Below are 17,257 nucleotides of genomic sequence, written 5' to 3'. Positions count from 1 at the left end.
CATGGGCGAGGCAAGGATTTTGTTGCGTGACGCGCCCGCCGCCGCCACGGGGGCGGCCGAGGTCGAGCGCAGGCTGAGCGTTCCTGAAATGCTGTGGAACGACGGCTTCGTTCGCAAGTCGGTCATCATCCTGTTCCTGGCGGCGGTCTGGGAGGCCTACGGCGTCGCTCTCGACAACCCGTTGTTGTTCCCCACGCTGCACGATACGGCGATCACGCTGTTCGACCGCGTCAAGGACGGCACCATCCCGATGCGGGCCTGGGCTTCGCTGAAAGTGCTGTTCATGGGCTATTCCGCCGGCATCGTGCTCGCCGCGATCTTCACGGTGCTCGCGATTTCCACCCGTATCGGCACCGATTTCCTCGAGACCGTGACGGCGATGTTCAATCCGCTGCCGGCGATCGCGCTGCTGCCGCTGGCCTTGATCTGGTTCGGGCTCGGCAATGGCAGTCTCGTCTTCGTGTTGATCCATTCGGTGCTGTGGCCGGTCGCGCTCAACACGCATTCCGGCTTCAAGAGCGTTTCCAACACGCTGCGCATGGTCGGACGCAATTACGGCCTGCGCGGACTGCCTTACGTGGCAAAGATCCTCATCCCTGCGGCCTTCGGCTCGATCCTCACCGGGCTCAAGATCGGCTGGGCGTTTGCGTGGCGCACGCTGATCGCGGCCGAACTGGTGTTCGGCGTGTCCTCGGGGCAGGGCGGGCTCGGCTGGTTCATCTTCGAGAACCGCAACCTGCTCGACATACCCGCCGTGTTCGCGGGCCTCTTGACGGTGATTATCATCGGGCTTTTTGTCGAGAACCTGATCTTCCGCGCCATCGAGCGGCATACCGTGCAGAAATGGGGCACCCAATCATGACCAAGAAGAAAATCACGCCGGACCAGCTGCGCAGCGCGCGCTGGTTCGCGCCCGACGATCTGCGCTCCTTCGGCCATCGCTCCCGCACCATGCAGATGGGCTACGCGCCGGAGGAGTGGAAGGACCGCCCGATCATCGCGATTCTCAACACCTGGTCGGATGCGCAGCCCTGCCACATGCACTTCAAGTCGCGCGTCGACGACGTCAAGCGCGGTATCCTGATGGCCGGCGGCCTGCCGATCGAGCTGCCGGCGCTGTCGCTGTCGGAATCGCTGCTCAAGCCGACCACCATGCTTTATCGCAACCTGCTCGCGATGGACGCGGAAGAATTGCTGCGCAGCCATCCCGTCGACGGCGTGGTGCTGATGGGCGGCTGCGACAAGACGACGCCGGCGCTGCTGCTGGGCGCGACCTCGATGAACATTCCGGCGATCTATCTGCCGGCGGGTCCGATGCTGCGCGGCAACTGGAAGGGCAAGACGCTCGGCTCCGGCTCCGACGGCTGGAAATACTGGGACGAGCGCCGCGCCGGGAAAATCTCCGACAAGGACTGGCTCGACATCGAAGCCGGCATCGCCCGCAGCTACGGCACCTGCATGACCATGGGTACGGCCTCGACCATGACCGCGATCGCCGAGGCGATCGGCATGACGCTGCCGGGCGCCTCCTCGATCCCGGCGGCGGATGCCAACCACATCCGCATGGCCTCCGAATGCGGCCGCCGCATCGTCGAGATGGTGTGGGAAGATTTGACGCCGAAGGTGATCCAGACCCGGAAGGCCTTCGAGAACGCAATCGCGGTCGCGATGGCGATGGGATGCTCGACCAACGCCATCATCCATCTGATCGCGCAGGCGCGCCGCGCCGGCCAGGACATCGGCCTCGACGATTTCGAGATCGCGAGCCGCAAGGTGCCCGTGATCGCCAATGTGCGGCCCAGCGGCGATGCCTATCTGATGGAGGACTTCTTCTACGCCGGCGGCCTGCCGGCGCTGATGGGCCAGATCAAGCCGCATCTGCATCTCGACTGCATCACGGTCACCGGAAAGACCATCGGCGAGAATATCGAGGGGGCCGAAGTTCACAACGGCGACGTGATCCGCGGTATAGACAATCCGATCTACAAAGAAGGCGCGCTCGCCGTGCTCAAGGGCAACCTCGCGCCCGACGGCTGCGTCATCAAGCCGTCAGCCTGCGCGCCGCGCTTCCTCAAGCACACCGGACCTGCGCTGGTGTTCGACGACTATCCCTCGATGAAGAAGGCGGTCGAGGATCCCAACCTCGATGTCACCGAGGACCACATTCTCATCCTGCGCAATGCGGGGCCGCAAGGTGGCCCGGGCATGCCGGAATGGGGCATGCTCCCGATTCCGACCAAGCTCGTGAAGCAGGGCGTGCGCGACATGGTGCGGATCTCGGACGCACGCATGAGCGGCACCAGCTACGGCGCCTGCATCCTGCACGTCTCGCCGGAATCCTATATCGGCGGCCCGCTGGCGCTGGTGCAGAACGGCGACCGCATCTCGCTCGACGTCGCCGCGCGCACCATCAATCTCGACGTCGGCGAAGCCGAACTGGAAAAACGTCGCGCCGCCTGGAAGCAGCCGGAAGTTCGTTTCGAGCGCGGCTATGGCTGGATGTTCACCAAGCACATTAAGCAGGCCAATGAGGGCTGCGACTTCGACTTCCTCGAGACCGATTTCGGCGCGCCGATCGGCGAGCCGTCCATCTATTAGCAACCTGTCGTTCCGGGGCGCCGCGTAGCGGCGAGCCCGGAATCCATAACCACGATCGTGAGTATGGATTCCGGGCCTGCGCCGTCCCAGCGCATCCCGGAATGACGACGAGAGAGTGTCCCATGACCAAACTCAGCGAAGCCACCCGCACCAGGCTCAAATCCGTCTCCACCGCGACCGTCGCCACCGCATTGTTCAAGCGCGGCCTGCGCATCCAGATGATCCAGGACGTGCATCCGCTCGGCGCCGACCAGCCGACCATGGTGGGCGAAGCCTTCACGTTGCGCTACATGCCGGCGCGTGAGGATCTCAACACCATCGACGTTTTCAAGGACCGTTCCCACCCGCAGCGCAAGGCGATCGAGGACTGCCCGCCGGGCGCGGTGCTGGTGATGGACAGCCGGAAGGATGCCCGCGCGGCGTCGGCCGGCGCGATCCTGGTGACGCGGCTGATGAAGCGCGGCGTTGCCGGCGTCGTCACCGACGGCGGCTTTCGCGATTCCGCCGAGATCGCAAAACTCGGCATTCCCGCCTACCATCATCGCCCGTCGGCGCCCACCAATCTGACGCTGCACCAGGCGATCGAGATCAACGTTCCGATCGGATGCGGCGATGCTCCGGTGTTTCCCGGCGATATCATCCTCGGCGATGCCGACGGCGTCATCGTGATCCCCGCGCATCTCGCCGACGAGATCGCCAACGAGACCTTCGAGATGACCGCGTTTGAGGATTTCGTCACCGAGGAAGTAGGCCGAGGCCGCGGTATTTTCGGTCTCTACCCCGCGACTGATCCGCAAACGCTGACCGATTTCGCCGAATGGCGGAAGAAGAACGGGCGCTGATTGATCACAGGATCTTAGCCAAACTCTGTCCTGTCGTCCCGGACAAGCGAAGCGCAGATCCGGGCCCCATAACCACAGGGAGTAGTTTGGCGACGATTTGCAGTTGGGAAACTGACGTTGGTACTGCTGCCTGCGTTTCTTCGATAGATCACGCGGTATGGGTCCCCGCCTTCGCGGGGACGACGAGCCGAGTGTTTGGCTGCGCGGGAGCCTTAAACCCCGGCCTCCACCATCCCCGCAGCCCACAGCGCGAACGCATACACGATCGCGACTTCATCCAGCCGGTCGAACCGCCCCGACGCGCCGCCGTGGCCGGCGCCCATGTTGGTACGCAGGAGAACCGGACCGCCGCCCGTCATGGTGGCGCGCAGGCGCGCGATCCATTTGGCCGGCTCCCAATAGGTGACGCGCGGATCGGTCAGGCCGCCCATCGCCAGGATCGCCGGATACTCCTTCGCGGTGACATTGTCGTAGGGCGAGTACGACAGAATGGTGCGAAAATCCTTCTCGCTCTCGATCGGGTTGCCCCATTCCGGCCATTCCGGCGGCGTCAGCGGCAGCGTGTCGTCGAGCATGGTGTTGAGCACGTCGACGAACGGCACCTCGGCAACGATGCCCGCGAACAAGTCGCCGGCACGGTTGGCCACCGCGCCCATCAGCATGCCGCCGGCCGAGCCGCCATGGCCGACGATGCGCCTGGCGCTGGTGTAGTTCGCATCGATCAGCGCGCGTGCGCTGGCGGCGAAATCATCGAACGAGTTCGTCTTCTTCTCGCGCTTGCCGTCGAGATACCAGCCCCAGCCCTTGTCGGCGCCGCCGCGGATATGGGCGATGGCGTAGACGAAGCCGCGGTCGACCAGCGACAGGCGGTTGGCGTTGAACGAGGCCGGCATCGCCATGCCGTAGGAGCCGTAGCCGTAGAGCAGCAGCGGCGCCGAGCCGTCGAGCTCGAGCCCGCGGCGATGCAGGATCGACACCGGCACCTCGGCGCCATCCTGCGCCTTCGCCATGATGCGCGTGGTGACGTAATCGGCCGCGTCATGGCCGCACGGAATCTCCTGGCGCTTGCGCAAGGTGCGAGTGCGCTTGACCATGTCGTAATCGTAGACTTCCGACGGCGTCGTCATCGACGAATAGGCAAAGCGCAAGTTCGTCGTTTCGAATTCGTAGGAGCCCATCGCGTCCAGCGAATAGGCGGCCTCGTCGAAGGCGATGGCGTGCTCCTCGTTCGAGGTCAGATCGCGGATCACGATCGACGGCAGCGCATTGGCGCGCTCCAGCCGGACCAGATGACCGGCGTAGAGATCGAGGTCGATGATGTAGATGCCGGGACGATACGGAATCAGATCGCGCCAGTTCGCGCGCTCGGGCGAAGAGAGCGGTGCGGTGACGATCTTGAAGTCGATGGCATCATCCGCATTGGTGAGGATGAACAGCTGGTCGCCGCGGTCGGCGATCGAATATTGCACGCCTTCCTCGCGGGCCGCGACCAGGCGCGGCGGCGCCTCGGGATTGGCGAGGTCGATCAGCCGCTGCTCCGAGGTCTCGTGGTCGCCGCCAGCGATCACGCAGAATCGGCCGCTGGTGCTCTCATGCAGATGGGTGAACCAGCCGGCATCCTGCTCTTCAAACACAAGCGAGTCATCCGCCTGCTTGGTGCCGAGCCTGTGGCGCCAGACCTGCATCGGCCGATGGTTGTCGTCGAGCCGGACATAGAAGAAGCTCTTGCAATCCGCGGCCCAGACCACGCCGCCGTCGGTCTCCTCGACGAGGTCATCGAAATCCTGACCGCTCGCCCAGTCGCGCACGCGGATCGAGAAATATTCGGAGCCCTTGGTGTCCGCGCTCCAGGCCTGCATCTTGTGATCGTGCGAATGGCGGCTGCCGCCGAACTTGAAATATTTGTGGTCCTTGGCGAGCGCGTCACCGTCGAGGACGACCTCACCGTCGCCGCCGTCGCGTGGCATGCGGCCGAACAGCTCGTGCTGTCCGCCCTCGCGGAACCTGCGGAAATAGGCATACGGCCCGTCCGGCGACGGCACGCTGGAATCGTCCTCCTTGATCCGCCCGCGCATCTCGCGCACCAGTGTCTTCTGCAGGCCCGCGGTATGGCCAAGCAGGCTCTCGGTGTAGACGTTCTCCTCGTCGAGATATTTGCGGATGTCGGGATCCAGCACCTTGGGATCGCGCAGCACCTCCTGCCAGTTCGCGTCCTTCAACCAGGCGTAGTCGTCGGTCACGGTGATCCCATGCCGCGTGAAGGAATGCGGCCGGCGCGGGGCGATTGGGGGCTGGGACGGGGTCTTGGCTTCGGTCACTCGATCCTCGTTCGTCTTACGGAAACTCACCTCGTTATGCGCGGGCTTGACCCGCGCATCCATCAAGGACGAGACCTTTAGCGATGGATTGCCGGGTCGAGCCCGGCAATGACGGCCGCAGAAGGCGGCTGGTCGCCCATAATATGGCGACAGGCACGCGAATTGCCAGCGCGGCTGTGCCAGGGACGGTGGCAAGACGGTGTCGAGGCACCGGGTTGTTGATCGGCGCATGGTGTGCTTTGAGGGACAATATTTCCACGCGGTCCAGCCTGATGCTGTTCAATTCCTACCCGTTCATCCTGCTGTTCCTTCCGGTCGTGCTGGCCGGCTATTTCTGGCTTGGACAGCGCAGCAATCTCGCCCCTGTGATCTGGCTGGCGCTGGCCTCGATCGCCTTCTACGCGATCGGCAGCTGGCAGTTCGTGGCGCTGTTGCTGCTGTCGATTGCATTCAACTATGGCGTCGGCCATCTCCTGATCGTGGCGAAGCTTCGCCCGTCACAACGCAAGGCCGCACTCGCCGCTGGCGTGGTTGGCGATCTGCTCGTGCTCGGCATCTTCAAATATGCCGGCTTTGCCACCGAGAACGTCAACGCGCTGCTCGGCACGCATTTTGCGGTCCACATCCTGCTGCCGGTCGGCATCTCCTTCTACACGTTCACGCAGATCGCGTTCCTGGTGGACGCCTATCGGGGCCAGGTCGCAGCCTATGCGCTGCCGCATTACGCGCTGTTCGTGACGTATTTTCCGCATCTGATCGCCGGGCCGATCCTCCACCACAAGGACATGATCCCGCAATTCGAGCGGGAGGAGACCAAGCGTCCGGACGGACATCTCATTTTGTGCGGCGTCATCATCTTCGCCATCGGCCTGTTCAAGAAGACCTGCCTTGCCGACGGCATCCAACCGCTGGTCGCGCTCGCCTTCGAGGCGCGCTCGCCGAGCTTCGACCAGGCCTGGTGCGGCGCGCTCGCCTACACCTTTCAGCTCTATTTCGACTTCTCCGGCTATTCCGACATGGCGATCGGGATCTCGCTGATGTTCGGCATCTTCCTGCCGGTGAATTTCAACTCGCCCTACAAGGCCACCAGCATCGTCGAGTTCTGGCGCCGCTGGCACATGACGCTGTCGCAATTCCTGCGCGACTATCTCTACATTCCGCTCGGCGGCAACCGCCACGGCCGCGTGCTGCGCTACGTCAACCTGCTGGTCACGATGCTGCTCGGCGGGCTCTGGCACGGCGCGGCCTGGACTTTTGTGATTTGGGGCGCGTTGCACGGGGCCTATCTCTGCGTCAATCACGCCTTCAATGCGGTGGTGCCGACCATCCCGTCGGCTCTCGCACGCCCGGTTCGCATCGCCGGGGCCGTGCTGACGTTCCTCGCCGTCGTCGTCGGCTGGGTGTTTTTCCGCGCCGAGAGCGTTGCGTGGGCGCTGCGGGTTCTCCACGCCATGGCGGATCCCTCGAACATCGTGTTCGGCCGCGAGGAGATCGCGGCGCTGGTGATGATCGCCGTCTACGCCGCATTGGTCTGGCTGGCGCCGAACACGCAAACGCTTCTGGGATACGATCACGCCAACCGCAGGGTCGGCGAGAACTTGCGGGCAGGGCGCATGCGGCCGCTGTTTCTCTATGGCGCATCGCTGGTGCTTGCGTTCGGAATCCTGGGCATCCAGAGCCACAGCGAATTCATCTATTTCCGGTTCTGATGCGCGCGAACTTGACCAGTCTCAAGCGTCTCCTGCTCGCGAGCATCGCGTTCGTGCTCGGTGCGGCCGGGCTCACCTATGTCGTCGATCCCCTGCAGCTGTTCCGCCCCTCGCGCTCCGCGTTCTATTCCGACGACACGCGCGTGCAGAATGCCGGGCTGATCCGCAGCCAGTCGTTCGACACCGCCTTCATGGGCACCTCGCTCGCGATCCACTTCCGCCAGAGCGACATCGACCGTGCGCTCGGGGTTCGCTCGCTCAAGCTGGCGATGACCGGATCCAACTCGCGCCAGCAGGCCTTCGTGCTGGAGCAGGCGATCGCGCGGGGCGCAAGACGTGTGATCTGGGAGATGGACGATTTCATCTTCGTCGATGCCGCCGACATCGAGGCCGATCCTTATCTCTCGGTCGATCTCTACCGCGGAACGGCGAAGGGCATCGCGTCCTATCTGTTCAGCGCCGCGATGGCGAAGGAGTCCCTGTTCGCACTGATGCGCTCGGTCCCGCCGCTCCAGGGGCCGCTGACCCGCGCGGCACCGTATCTCCCTGTCAAGTTCGCGCTGGCCGATGTCGACGACATCTACGCGCTGCCGCGGCATTTCGACGTTGCGCGCGAGTACAATGCAAAGAAGACGCTCGCCGCCTTCGCCTACATCACCAGCCCCGTGCGCAGCCGCTTCCTCGGCGAGGGCTACGGCTATCAGGCGATGGTGCGGCATTTCGAACAGGATGCCGTCGGCCTGGTCACGCGCCATTCCGACGTGACCTTCGACATCTACTTCCCGCCCTATTCGATTCTGCAGTTCGTCGCCATGCGCGATGCCTCGCCCGAGACGCTCAAGATCGTCACCGATCTCACGGCCGTGATTGCGCAGCGCCTGACGCAGCTTCCGAACGTCCGCCTGCACGATTTCCGCGCGATCAAGGCGGTGACGCACGATCTCGGCAATTACGGCGACGTCATTCACCATTCGCCGGCGGTGGACGCGATGGTTCTGCAATGGCTGGCGAGCGGGAAGTATCGCGTCGATCCGAAGCAGCCGACGGCCTCGCTGGAGGAGCTGAAGGCGCAGGTCGAGGCGTATCGCGTGCCGAATTGATGGCCGGATTACGCGTTCGACCGCTCGCGGATTGCGGAGCGCATGTCCCGGACGCGGTGCGGCGCGAAGTGCCGCTCCGCTGAGGCGGGACGGATTGCAGCCAGGGGGGCCCGGCTCTGCAGCGCATCACTTCGTGCTGCGCCGCGTCCGGGGTACGAGAATTAACCTAAGCCGCTACCTCGTCACCGAGATACGCCACCGCCGCCTCCAGGCCGCCCTTGCCATGCGGGATCTTCAGCGCGTTGAGGCCGATCTCGATCACCCCGAGCGTACCCAGCAGCATCGGTGCGTTGATATGGCCCATATGGGCGATGCGGAAGGCCTGGCCCGAGAGGTCGCCGATGCCGGTGCCGAGCACGACGCCGCACTTCTCCTTGCAATAGCGCTGCAGGATTGCCGGATCGTGGCCGTTGCTCATCGTCACCGTGGTCACGGTGTTGGAGCGTTCGCTGGCCTCCGCCACGTTGAAGCCGAGTACCTGGCCTTCCGACCACGCGCCGACCGCGCGGCGCGTGGCTTCGCCAAGCAGGCTGTGGCGGCGGAAGGCGTTCTCCAGCCCTTCCTCGTGCAGCAGGTCGATCGCCTGGCGCAAAGCGAACAACAGATGCACCGGAGCGGTGCCGGCATATTTGCGATAATGCTCGGTGCCCTCGCGCTCGCTCCAGCTCCAATAGGGCGTCGACATGTTCGCCTTCTTGTGCACCTCGAGCGCACGCGCATTGGCGGCGACGAAGCCGAGGCCGGGCGGGGTCATCAGGCCCTTCTGCGAGCCGGACATCGCGACATCGATGCCCCATTTGTCCATTTCGAACGGCATGCAGCCGAGCGACGCGACGGTGTCGACCATGTACAGCGCCGGATGGCCGGCCGCCTTGATCGCCTTGCCGATCGCCTCGATGTCGTTCTGCACGCCGCTAGCCGTGTCGACCTGGACCACCACGACGGCCTTGATGGTGTGTTCCTTGTCGCGGCGCAGGCGCTCCTCGACCTCGCTCGGCCGGACCGCGCGGCGCCAGTCGCCCTTGAGCACCTCGACCTCGGCGCCCATCAGCGCTGCCGCATTGCCCCAGCCGATCGCAAAACGCCCGCTTTCCAGCACGAGCACCTTGTCGCCGCGCGACAGCACGTTGCTGAGCGCGGCTTCCCAGGCGCCGTGACCGTTGGCGATGTAGATGTAGGACTTGCCCTTGGTCGCAAACAGCTTCGAGATGTCGCTGAGCAGGCTCTCGGTCAGATCGGTCATCTGCTTGGAATAGATGTCGATCGCCGGACGGTGCATGGCCCGCAGCACTTCGTCGGGCATCGTGGTGGGCCCGGGGATGGCCAGAAATTCCCGGCCCGCGCGAACGGTCATTGCTGTTGGTCCTTATTGCTCGAGAGCGGCTTGGTGGGTCGTTGATTCACTTTTACGCGGGGCGAGGGCCTTGGAAAAGCGTCCAAAATGCAGGTCTGGTTATCGCTTGGTCTCGCGGCAGCCGGCGGCTTCCGCCTCCTCGACCGAGCAGAACCAGCGTGTGCCCTTGCTGATCTTCATCTTGATCTGGGTGTACCAGCGGCTGGTCGGCTGGTGGAAGATGCACTCTCCGGCGCTGTTGACGTTGCCCTTGATGGTGCAGTCCGGGGAGGGCGCCACCGGTCCCGAGGCCGAGGCGAGCAGAACCGCATGCGCCCCGTCGGGCGGCTTGATGGCGCCCAGGATGACGGTCTTCTTGTTGCGCTCACGCCAGTCCCAGGGCGCGATGAAAGCGCCCTGCCACATTCCGGCTTTTGCCTCGCGCGCAGCAGCTTCGTCGGGCTCGTAGTCCTTGGAGATGCGGGTGTAGGCCAGCGCCCAGCCGCTGCGCACCAGCCATTTCTGGATGTCCTCGCCGCCGACCTCGCAGCGCGCCACGGTGCGGCCGCGCCGGTCGATCGAGCGGGTATGGCAGACCCAGCTCTTGCCCTCGGCGTATTTGGCGAGTTCGTCGCGCGCCGCGATACCGCAGGTCCAGCGCTCGGTCTTGGTGTTGAGGCAGAGCTGGTCGACCGCGGGCGCGTCGATGCCGCCGAGCCGGATCCGCGTGTTGCCGATCACGACGGAATCGCCGGAGCGAACTTTTGCCGTGCCGGTGATGTCGGCGGCCTCGGCCAGCGAGGGGAGAGCGAGGAGAGACAGCGCAATCAGGACTTTTCGCAACATGCCGGCCCACGTGTGGTGAAATGTCGATAGAGCGCGCGATTGTGGTCGGCTTTTGGCCTGTCGGCCAGCTTATGCTCAACAGATAGGCTTTCAACTTCCCGTCATTGCGAGAGGTTTCGCGTCTCGTGTCCCGGACGCGGTGCGGCGTGCAACGCCGCTCCGCAGAGCCGGGACCTGGAAATTCGCAGAAACATCTTGCGGAGCATGGGCCCCGGCTCTGCAGCGTACCGCCGGAGAAGGGCTGCGCTGCGTCCGGGGCACGAGAGTGTGTCTATCCTCGCGCCATCGCCCGCTTCGCCAATGCCAGCCCCATCAGCACGAACGCCGACGTCACCTCGGGACCACCCACCAGAATCCGCGTCGGAGTCTTCATTTTGTTCCACTCATAGGCGCGGAACGGGCCGCGGCGGCCGCCCTCGCCGATGGCGCCGACGATCACGTTCAGCGCCGGTGCGAAGGCGCGCGGGTCTGCGCCGAGATGGCCGAGCGCGATCAGCGCCAGCGCCGCGTCGAACACGTTCATTTCCGCCGCCATCAACTCGCCCTTGACGTAGGACAGCACGCGATGGCGGATAAAGTCGAAATCGCCGTTCGGATCGATCGCGGCCTGCGCCGCCAGCGGCAGCGCCAGGAAGGCCGCATAGCAGCGGCCGAAATAGGCACTGTAAAGCTCCGGCAGGTAATAGATGTGCGAGCGCGGGTTGGCGAAGGCGCCGCTCGCCGCCAACCGCTTCTGAAAGCCGATGATGCGTTGCACGGTGGCGAGCCGCGCCGGCGTCTCAAGGATTTTCCAGCGCGCCAAATTGCGGAAGCTCACCTCGAGAATGTCGAGATTGAGCGTCGGATCGAGGTCGTTGCCGTAGGGACGCTCGCCCCGGAGGTTGTCGATCCAGGTCGCGACGCCGCCCTCGTAGTCGATGTTGTCGTTGAGCGGCACGGTCACGCGCGGTTCGTTGACGCCGGCGTGCACCTGATAGCCTGCGTAGAAATCCAGCAGCGGCTGATCGATGATCGGATCGGTGCAGCCGGCCTGCGTCGCCGCCGAGATCGAGCACGCCGTGGTGTCGCAATCCGGCACATAGATGCCGAAGCCGAGGTCCTGCTTGATCTGCGCGAAATAGCGCGAGAAGCGCGGATGCGGCGGCGGCGCCAGTGCGGTGACGACGTTGAAGCGCGTGCCGTCGAGGCCCTCGACCTCCTCGCGGCTGATGTTGACGCAGAAATCCACCATGTCGGCGATCGCCTGCTCGGCCGCGATCTTGTCGGCCGGTGAGGCGAGCCCGGTCTCGCCATAGCTCAGCAGCGCCTCGATGAAGAACGCGTCGTAATAGGCCGAGCGGTGCCGGATCTGCACCGGCTCCCACATCGGCTCGGCGATCCCTCGCCAGGGCGGATTGACCACGGCACGCGCGGGCGAGCGCGCGATGAAGACACGGGCAAGGTTGAACAGCAGCGAGGAATTCTTGTAGCCGCGGGCGTTCAGCCCCGTGAGCGCCATGATCAGCTCGCGGCCGCGGAAATCCGGATCGCCGATCAGGTTGAAAGCGGCATAGGTCGGCAGGAAGCCGTTCTTGCGGTAGGAGCCGAGCAGATGCTGCGCGCAGTCGCGGATTACGCTGTCGATCTGCGCCGTGGGCGGCGCCGAGCCCGTGAATATCGCCGGCGGCGGCTTGGGATGGTCGAGCGCGATGCTGTCGACGAGGTCGGCGACCGGCTGGCCGACCGCTGCCCAATCGGGCTCGGCCTCGTCGCGGGCGCGCGCCAGCGCCCGGCGCAGCGCCGTCAGCCTGGCCTCGTCGCGCAGCTCGGGCAATCCGGCCCGCCGCAGCAGCACCCGCAGCGCGGGATTGCCCAGCGCGGTCTTGTAGAATTTGGCCAGATGAGGATCGCCGCTGGCAGGGCCCGACAATACGGGATCGCAGACGTCGTAAAGCGAGGGGCCGTCCTTCCGCGCGGTCAGCGCTCGGCAGGCGGCGCCGGCAAAATAATGAAAGCTCATGAAATACCTGGTCGCGGGGCCTTGGTCGGGAGTTGGCCGGCACGCTCCCATCTGCGCGCCGTCCCCCGCAAGTCGTTGAAAAGGCTACCCGGATTCGCGGGAAATACAAATGTGACGGAGGTCATGGAAAAAGTCGGCATGAGGACTGCATGATGAGACCCCGGAAGGCAACGGGAAAGCCTCGAAACCGAGAAATTTGTCGGAGAAATTAACGAACATCATCAACAGCTTAGCTCAAATTTTGGGCAATCTATTGCCCCTCACCCTATATCCGGTTAAAGGTTTGTTTGGTGCGGCGCCGCAAATTGCGCGCAATTCGGGGGCACATCCCCGGCCAATCCCTCAAACCTAAAGACGCTATTGCGCTACTCAAACAGTGTGCGCGCGCTTGGCTGGTCTTTGGCAACAGGAAACGAACCGAGATGAATGTAAAGCAGCTCGACCTTTCCCGACGCACCATCGCGTTGGCTGCTGCCATGATCGGCACGGTCTCGCTGGTGATCGGCGCCCATGCTGCTCTCAACATGCGCGCGATCGATGCTGCCAAGGCCGTCTCCACCGACCAGATCACCGGCTCGATCGGCCAGACCTCGCGCCTCGCGCTGGTCATCGGCAATGGACATTACCCCGACGCCAGCGCGCCGCTGACGCAGTCGATCAACGACGCCCGCGCGCTGTCCTCGTCCCTGCGCAAGAACGGTTTTGACGTCGACATGGTGGAAGACGCGACCAAGGACGACATGGTCCGCGCCGTCAACCGTCTGAAGTCCCGGATCAAGCGCGACACCGTCGTCATGCTGTTCTTCGGCGGCTACGGCGTGCAGGCCGGACGCGAGAGCTACATGCTGCCGGTCGATGCCGTGATCTGGAAGGAAAGCGACGTCCGCCGCCAGGGCGTGTCGATCGAGGGTGTGCTCGACATGATGAAGGAGCAGGGCGCCAAGGCCAAGCTCGTCGTCGTCGATGCCTCCCGCCGCAACCCTTACGAACGCCGCTTCCGCTCCTACAGCCACGGCCTCGCGCCGATCACCGCCTCCGACAACGCGCTGATCCTGACCTCGGCCTCGCCCGGCAAGGTCGTCGACGACGGCAAGGGCGAGCACAGCGTGCTGGTCAGCGAGTTCCTGAACAACCTCAGTGCGAAGGGCAGCGCCGAGAGCGTCTTCAACAAGACCCGCGTCGCCATCTCCCGCGCCAGCGAAGGCGATCAGGTCCCGACGGTGTCCTCCTCGCTGCTCGAAGACGTCCATTTCGACGCAGCCGGCGGCTAGTTTTCATCGATTGACGATCTCTCGGGCCCCGGCCGCGGCGCATCATGCCATGATGCGACGCTGAGCCGGGGCCCGGTTCTTTTAATTGTCGATTTGTGACGAGATGAAGCCCGGCTCTGCGCAACAGCGTTACACGCTGCAGCGCGTCCGGGACACGAGGAAGGCTACTTCGCCGCTTCCGCGGCCATCACCGGGCGCACCGGATCGCCTTCGCGCAGCAGTGCACCGGCGCGGGCAACGACGACATCGCCGTCGTTGAGGCCGTCGCGGACCTCGATGTTGCCGCCCGACATCAATCCGACCTCGACACGCTTGGTCTCGACCCGGTTGCGGCGGATCACCTGCACCACGGTGCCAGCGGATGAATATTGCACGGCGGTCAGCGGCACCGCGACGTTGCAGCTCTGCCCGGTCTTGATCAGCGCACGCCCGCTCGCCTTCAGCAACAGCCGCTTCTGCGAGGAGATGCCGATATAGACCATGCCCTGCTGGATATTCGGCTCGACGGTCGGGCCGATGCGGCGCACCTTGCCATCGATGTCGCCGGCGCCCGCGATCCGCACGGTCGCCGGCTGATTGACCGCGAGCTTGCGCATGTCGCTGGTCGCCACCAGGCCGATGAGATCGTATTCGCTGCGCGCCACGATCGTGAACAGGGCCTCGCCCTTGGCGGAGGCGAAATTGCCGATCTGGGCGGTCGAAGTCGCGATCACGCCCGCCACCGGCGCGGTGACCTGCAGCGTGCCGCCCTCGGGAAGCGCCAGCCGCGCCAGCACCTGGCCGGCGGTGGTGGTGTCGCCGGCTTCCGCCAGCACCTCGGTAACCTTCAGGCCCGGACGTTCGGGCCGCACCGACGTCTCCTCCCGCGCGATGATCGTGCCGGTGGCCTCGACGATGTCGGAGAAGCAGGATTTTGCGACCTTCAGCACCGTGACCGCCGGCCCCTTGGGGGCGTCGTCTTCGGCTCCGGCCGGAGAGGGACCGAAGATGACCATACCGGCGATGGCGGCGGGACACAGGCTTCGAGCAACGGCGCGGGGCAAATGACGCATCGGAAATTCCACGGGGGCTATGCCTCCAATCGATAGCAGATGGCAGGGCTGCGGACTATGGCAGCGTTGCCCCAGAAAGGAAGGCCACACCCTTTCAGGACGTCGCAACAAGTCTTTGATTAGTCGCGCGATTGGAGAACAGGTTCGCCTTTCTCTCGCAGCGCGCCGCGGCCGGCTCACAGGCCATCTGGTCTATCTGCTGCACCACGTCGAGGACGTCACGGCGCAGGTGGCGGTGCGGCGGTAGAACACCCGTCAGCGGCCGCGATCACCCAGCAGCTTGCCGCTGGCCCGATCAATCAAATGCAGGCGCGTGCAGGCCGGACAGGACACCGACACATGCGTGCGGTCGCCCGGCTCTTCGCTGAGCCGATGCTGTACGTTCATGCCGGTTTGCGGGCACTTGAAGACGATCTGACGGTCCATGCCCGACATATGACGACAAGGCGCGCCATTCGAAATTACGGATGTTTACGTAGGTCGGCGGGGCGCCCGTCACGGCAGTTTCAGGAACTCCACCCAGTTCGGCTTCTTGCCGGTGGAGTAGGATTTCAGCCTGGCCAGCGCGCCGCTGCCCTGGTCGATCGCGTAGACCGTCATGCTGTCGGAGAGCTCGCCGACCGCGGCGAGGTAGCGCCCCGAGGGGTCGATCTGGAAGCCGCGCGGCTGCTTCTCGGTCGGCACGCTGCCGATCGTGGTCAGCTTGCCGCTTGATCCGTCGACCTTGTAGGCGGTCAGCGTGTTGGTGGTGCGCTCGGAGGCGTAGAGGAAGCGGCCGTCCGGGGTGATGTGGATGTCGGCGGCCCAGGCTTTACCGGCAAAGCCCTCCGGCAGCGCGGTCGTGCGCTGGATCTCGTCCCAGGCGCCGCTCTTGGCTTCATAGCTGAATGCAGCGACGTCGCCGTTCAGCTCGTGGATGAGATAAACGAACTTGGCATTGGGGTGGAAGACGAAGTGCCGCGGCCCGGATTTCTCCGGCACCTTGTGGGCCGGCGGATCGTTTGGTGTCAGCGTGCCGGCTGCGGCATCGAACGCAAAGGCCAGCATCTGGTCCGAGCCGAGGTTGGTCGCGAACGCGAAGCGGTTGTCGGGCGACGGCAGGAAGGCGTGGGCGTTCAGCCCGGTCGGGATCACCTGCTTCGGCTCGCCGGCGACGCCATTGGCGGCAAGCGGATTCAGCGCAACCTTGTTGCCGCCATAGGAGGCGCTGAACAGGAATTTTCCGCTGCGGTCGACGGCGATGTTCGCCATGCTGTCGGCGAGCGGTCCATTGCCGATGTGACTGAGCTGGCCCGTTTTGGGATCGATTGCAAAGCTCACCGCGAGGTAGGGCTGCGAGCGGACGCCGGCGATCAGCACACGGTGGTCCGGCGTGATCGAAAGCGGTGTCGAGGAGCCGGGCTTGTCGACGCCCTTGAAGGCGGCGGTCTGCACGGCAATCATCTCGCCGCTGTCTTCCATCTTGAACACGCTGATGTCGTTGCTGTCGGCGTTGCCGACATAGGCGAAGGTCTCGGCCATGCCGGCGTGGACTCCAGAAACGAGGGCGAGGAAGGTGAGGGTGGTGGCGATCACGGCGCGTGGCGCTTTAGGTGCGATGCGTCGTTGGGGCGGTCTCAACATGGGGCTCCTCCTCGCGGGCCGGGGCGCGGCCTCGTCATTTTGCCCAGGAGGATAGCGGGCGGCGCGCCGCCGCACCAAATTCCAATTGGGATCGATCGATGCCGAAATTGTATCGGTCGTAGCGGGTTGGCTACCGCACCGCGGCGAGGAAAGGACAGATGCATTGCGCCGCGCTGACGCGCGTCAGTCATCCCGCACTGCAAGGACGGGGATCTCATGAAATCCGTACACCCGGCGAAAACGGCCGATGCGCTTGCGAACCAATGTCGCGCCAGCGCATTGAACCGGCATGCCCCGTGAAAACGATCTTGAAGGTAAGCCCGACATGGGCGGCAAGCATGGCGGTCAAGCCGGCCAGCCCAAGTCGCCGTCCCGCCCGCGCGAAGGCGAGCGTGATGAGGACGTCGTGGCAAAGCGCCACACTGGCCAAACCGATCCCGCTCAGCCGTCGACCAAACCAAAATAGCGTCTTGCCGCGCGGTCGTGTCGCGCCTCGTGCCGGGAACGGCGGCGTTACCGTGTCGTTACCCGTCCCGCAGGCGTGGCAGATGGAAACGGAGGCTGGC

13 protein-coding genes are annotated in these 17,257 nt (G+C 64.7%); 6 read left to right on the top strand and 7 right to left on the bottom strand.

All coding sequences use genetic code 11. The annotated features are described in order from the left end of the window. Position 1 precedes the first annotated feature (1 nt). From JQ580_RS31035 to JQ580_RS31025, 3 genes are all read left to right on the top strand, one after another. Positions 2-862 (top strand): ABC transporter permease, encoded by an 861-nt coding sequence (locus JQ580_RS31035; RefSeq protein WP_212284728.1) that lies wholly within the window; start codon positions 2-4, stop codon positions 860-862. Further along, positions 859-2,598 (top strand): L-arabinonate dehydratase, encoded by a 1,740-nt coding sequence (gene araD, locus JQ580_RS31030; protein WP_212284727.1) that lies wholly within the window; start codon positions 859-861, stop codon positions 2,596-2,598. Before JQ580_RS31035 ends, araD begins: the two co-directional genes overlap by 4 nt. A 122-nt stretch (positions 2,599-2,720) precedes the next feature. Continuing rightward, positions 2,721-3,440, top strand: a complete 720-nt coding sequence (locus JQ580_RS31025; protein ID WP_212284726.1) for a ribonuclease activity regulator RraA — start codon at positions 2,721-2,723, stop codon at positions 3,438-3,440. A gap of 212 nt (positions 3,441-3,652) precedes the next feature. Here the strand turns inward: JQ580_RS31025 and JQ580_RS31020 are convergent, their stop codons facing one another. Beyond that, the gene (locus JQ580_RS31020; RefSeq protein WP_212284725.1) at positions 3,653-5,758 is read right to left on the bottom strand and encodes a S9 family peptidase; all 2,106 of its coding nucleotides are present in this window, start codon (positions 5,756-5,758) and stop codon (positions 3,653-3,655) included. A 272-nt stretch (positions 5,759-6,030) separates the two neighbouring features. Here JQ580_RS31020 and JQ580_RS31015 point away from each other — a divergent pair, with 272 nt between their 5' ends. Next, entirely contained in the window at positions 6,031-7,467 is a 1,437-nt protein-coding gene (locus JQ580_RS31015) for an MBOAT family O-acyltransferase (RefSeq protein WP_212284724.1), read from the top strand. Further along, positions 7,467-8,567, top strand: a complete 1,101-nt coding sequence (locus JQ580_RS31010; RefSeq protein ID WP_212284719.1) for a hypothetical protein — start codon at positions 7,467-7,469, stop codon at positions 8,565-8,567. Before JQ580_RS31015 ends, JQ580_RS31010 begins: the two co-directional genes overlap by 1 nt. Before the next feature lie 166 nt (positions 8,568-8,733). Here the strand turns inward: JQ580_RS31010 and JQ580_RS31005 are convergent, their stop codons facing one another. From JQ580_RS31005 to JQ580_RS30995, 3 genes are all read right to left on the bottom strand, one after another. Then, the gene (locus tag JQ580_RS31005) at positions 8,734-9,921 is read right to left on the bottom strand and encodes a pyridoxal-phosphate-dependent aminotransferase family protein (protein WP_212284718.1); all 1,188 of its coding nucleotides are present in this window, start codon (positions 9,919-9,921) and stop codon (positions 8,734-8,736) included. Positions 9,922-10,020: 99 nt separating this feature from the next. Further along, positions 10,021-10,746, bottom strand: coding sequence for a thermonuclease family protein (locus JQ580_RS31000; RefSeq protein WP_212284717.1), 726 nt, complete (start codon positions 10,744-10,746; stop codon positions 10,021-10,023). Positions 10,747-11,017: 271 nt separating this feature from the next. Then, the gene (locus JQ580_RS30995) at positions 11,018-12,745 is read right to left on the bottom strand and encodes a hypothetical protein (protein WP_212284716.1); all 1,728 of its coding nucleotides are present in this window, start codon (positions 12,743-12,745) and stop codon (positions 11,018-11,020) included. A 422-nt stretch (positions 12,746-13,167) separates the two neighbouring features. Here JQ580_RS30995 and JQ580_RS30990 point away from each other — a divergent pair, with 422 nt between their 5' ends. Continuing rightward, positions 13,168-14,016: a caspase family protein gene (locus tag JQ580_RS30990; protein WP_212284715.1), complete on the top strand. Its 849-nt coding sequence runs from the start codon at positions 13,168-13,170 to the stop codon at positions 14,014-14,016. 164 nt (positions 14,017-14,180) lie between these two features. Here JQ580_RS30990 and JQ580_RS30985 read toward each other — a convergent pair whose 3' ends face one another. The 3 genes from JQ580_RS30985 to JQ580_RS30975 form a co-directional block, all read right to left on the bottom strand. After that, entirely contained in the window at positions 14,181-15,068 is an 888-nt protein-coding gene (locus tag JQ580_RS30985; RefSeq protein WP_212284714.1) for an efflux RND transporter periplasmic adaptor subunit, read from the bottom strand. A gap of 255 nt (positions 15,069-15,323) precedes the next feature. Beyond that, a complete protein-coding gene (locus JQ580_RS30980; RefSeq protein ID WP_212284713.1) occupies positions 15,324-15,494 on the bottom strand; it encodes a hypothetical protein in 171 nt (56 codons plus the stop codon). Positions 15,495-15,563: 69 nt separating this feature from the next. After that, positions 15,564-16,691, bottom strand: coding sequence for a lactonase family protein (locus JQ580_RS30975; protein ID WP_212284712.1), 1,128 nt, complete (start codon positions 16,689-16,691; stop codon positions 15,564-15,566). Between the last annotated feature and the right edge of the window lie 566 nt (positions 16,692-17,257).

It is taken from the genome of Bradyrhizobium sp. SZCCT0148, assembly GCF_018129985.1.
Lineage (GTDB): Bacteria > Pseudomonadota > Alphaproteobacteria > Rhizobiales > Xanthobacteraceae > Bradyrhizobium > Bradyrhizobium japonicum_H.
The sequence above is the reverse complement of the archived record's forward strand: the minus strand, read 5'-3'. Positions and strand labels throughout refer to the sequence as shown.

Excerpts from the sequence above, each read along its gene's own strand:
- JQ580_RS31000 (WP_212284717.1), bottom strand. The coding sequence starts at position 10,746 with ATGTTGCGAAAAGTCCTGATTGCGCTGTCTCTCCTCGCTCTCCCCTCG.
- JQ580_RS30980 (WP_212284713.1), bottom strand. The coding sequence starts at position 15,494 with ATGGACCGTCAGATCGTCTTCAAGTGCCCGCAAACCGGCATGAACGTA.
- JQ580_RS31010 (WP_212284719.1), top strand. The coding sequence starts at position 7,467 with ATGCGCGCGAACTTGACCAGTCTCAAGCGTCTCCTGCTCGCGAGCATC.
- JQ580_RS31015 (WP_212284724.1), top strand. The coding sequence starts at position 6,031 with ATGCTGTTCAATTCCTACCCGTTCATCCTGCTGTTCCTTCCGGTCGTG.
- JQ580_RS30975 (WP_212284712.1), bottom strand. The coding sequence starts at position 16,691 with ATGTTGAGACCGCCCCAACGACGCATCGCACCTAAAGCGCCACGCGCC.
- JQ580_RS30985 (WP_212284714.1), bottom strand. The coding sequence starts at position 15,068 with ATGCGTCATTTGCCCCGCGCCGTTGCTCGAAGCCTGTGTCCCGCCGCC.
- araD (WP_212284727.1), top strand. The coding sequence starts at position 859 with ATGACCAAGAAGAAAATCACGCCGGACCAGCTGCGCAGCGCGCGCTGG.
- JQ580_RS31025 (WP_212284726.1), top strand. The coding sequence starts at position 2,721 with ATGACCAAACTCAGCGAAGCCACCCGCACCAGGCTCAAATCCGTCTCC.
- JQ580_RS30995 (WP_212284716.1), bottom strand. The coding sequence starts at position 12,745 with ATGAGCTTTCATTATTTTGCCGGCGCCGCCTGCCGAGCGCTGACCGCG.
- JQ580_RS31005 (WP_212284718.1), bottom strand. The coding sequence starts at position 9,921 with ATGACCGTTCGCGCGGGCCGGGAATTTCTGGCCATCCCCGGGCCCACC.
- JQ580_RS31035 (WP_212284728.1), top strand. The coding sequence starts at position 2 with ATGGGCGAGGCAAGGATTTTGTTGCGTGACGCGCCCGCCGCCGCCACG.
- JQ580_RS30990 (WP_212284715.1), top strand. The coding sequence starts at position 13,168 with ATGAATGTAAAGCAGCTCGACCTTTCCCGACGCACCATCGCGTTGGCT.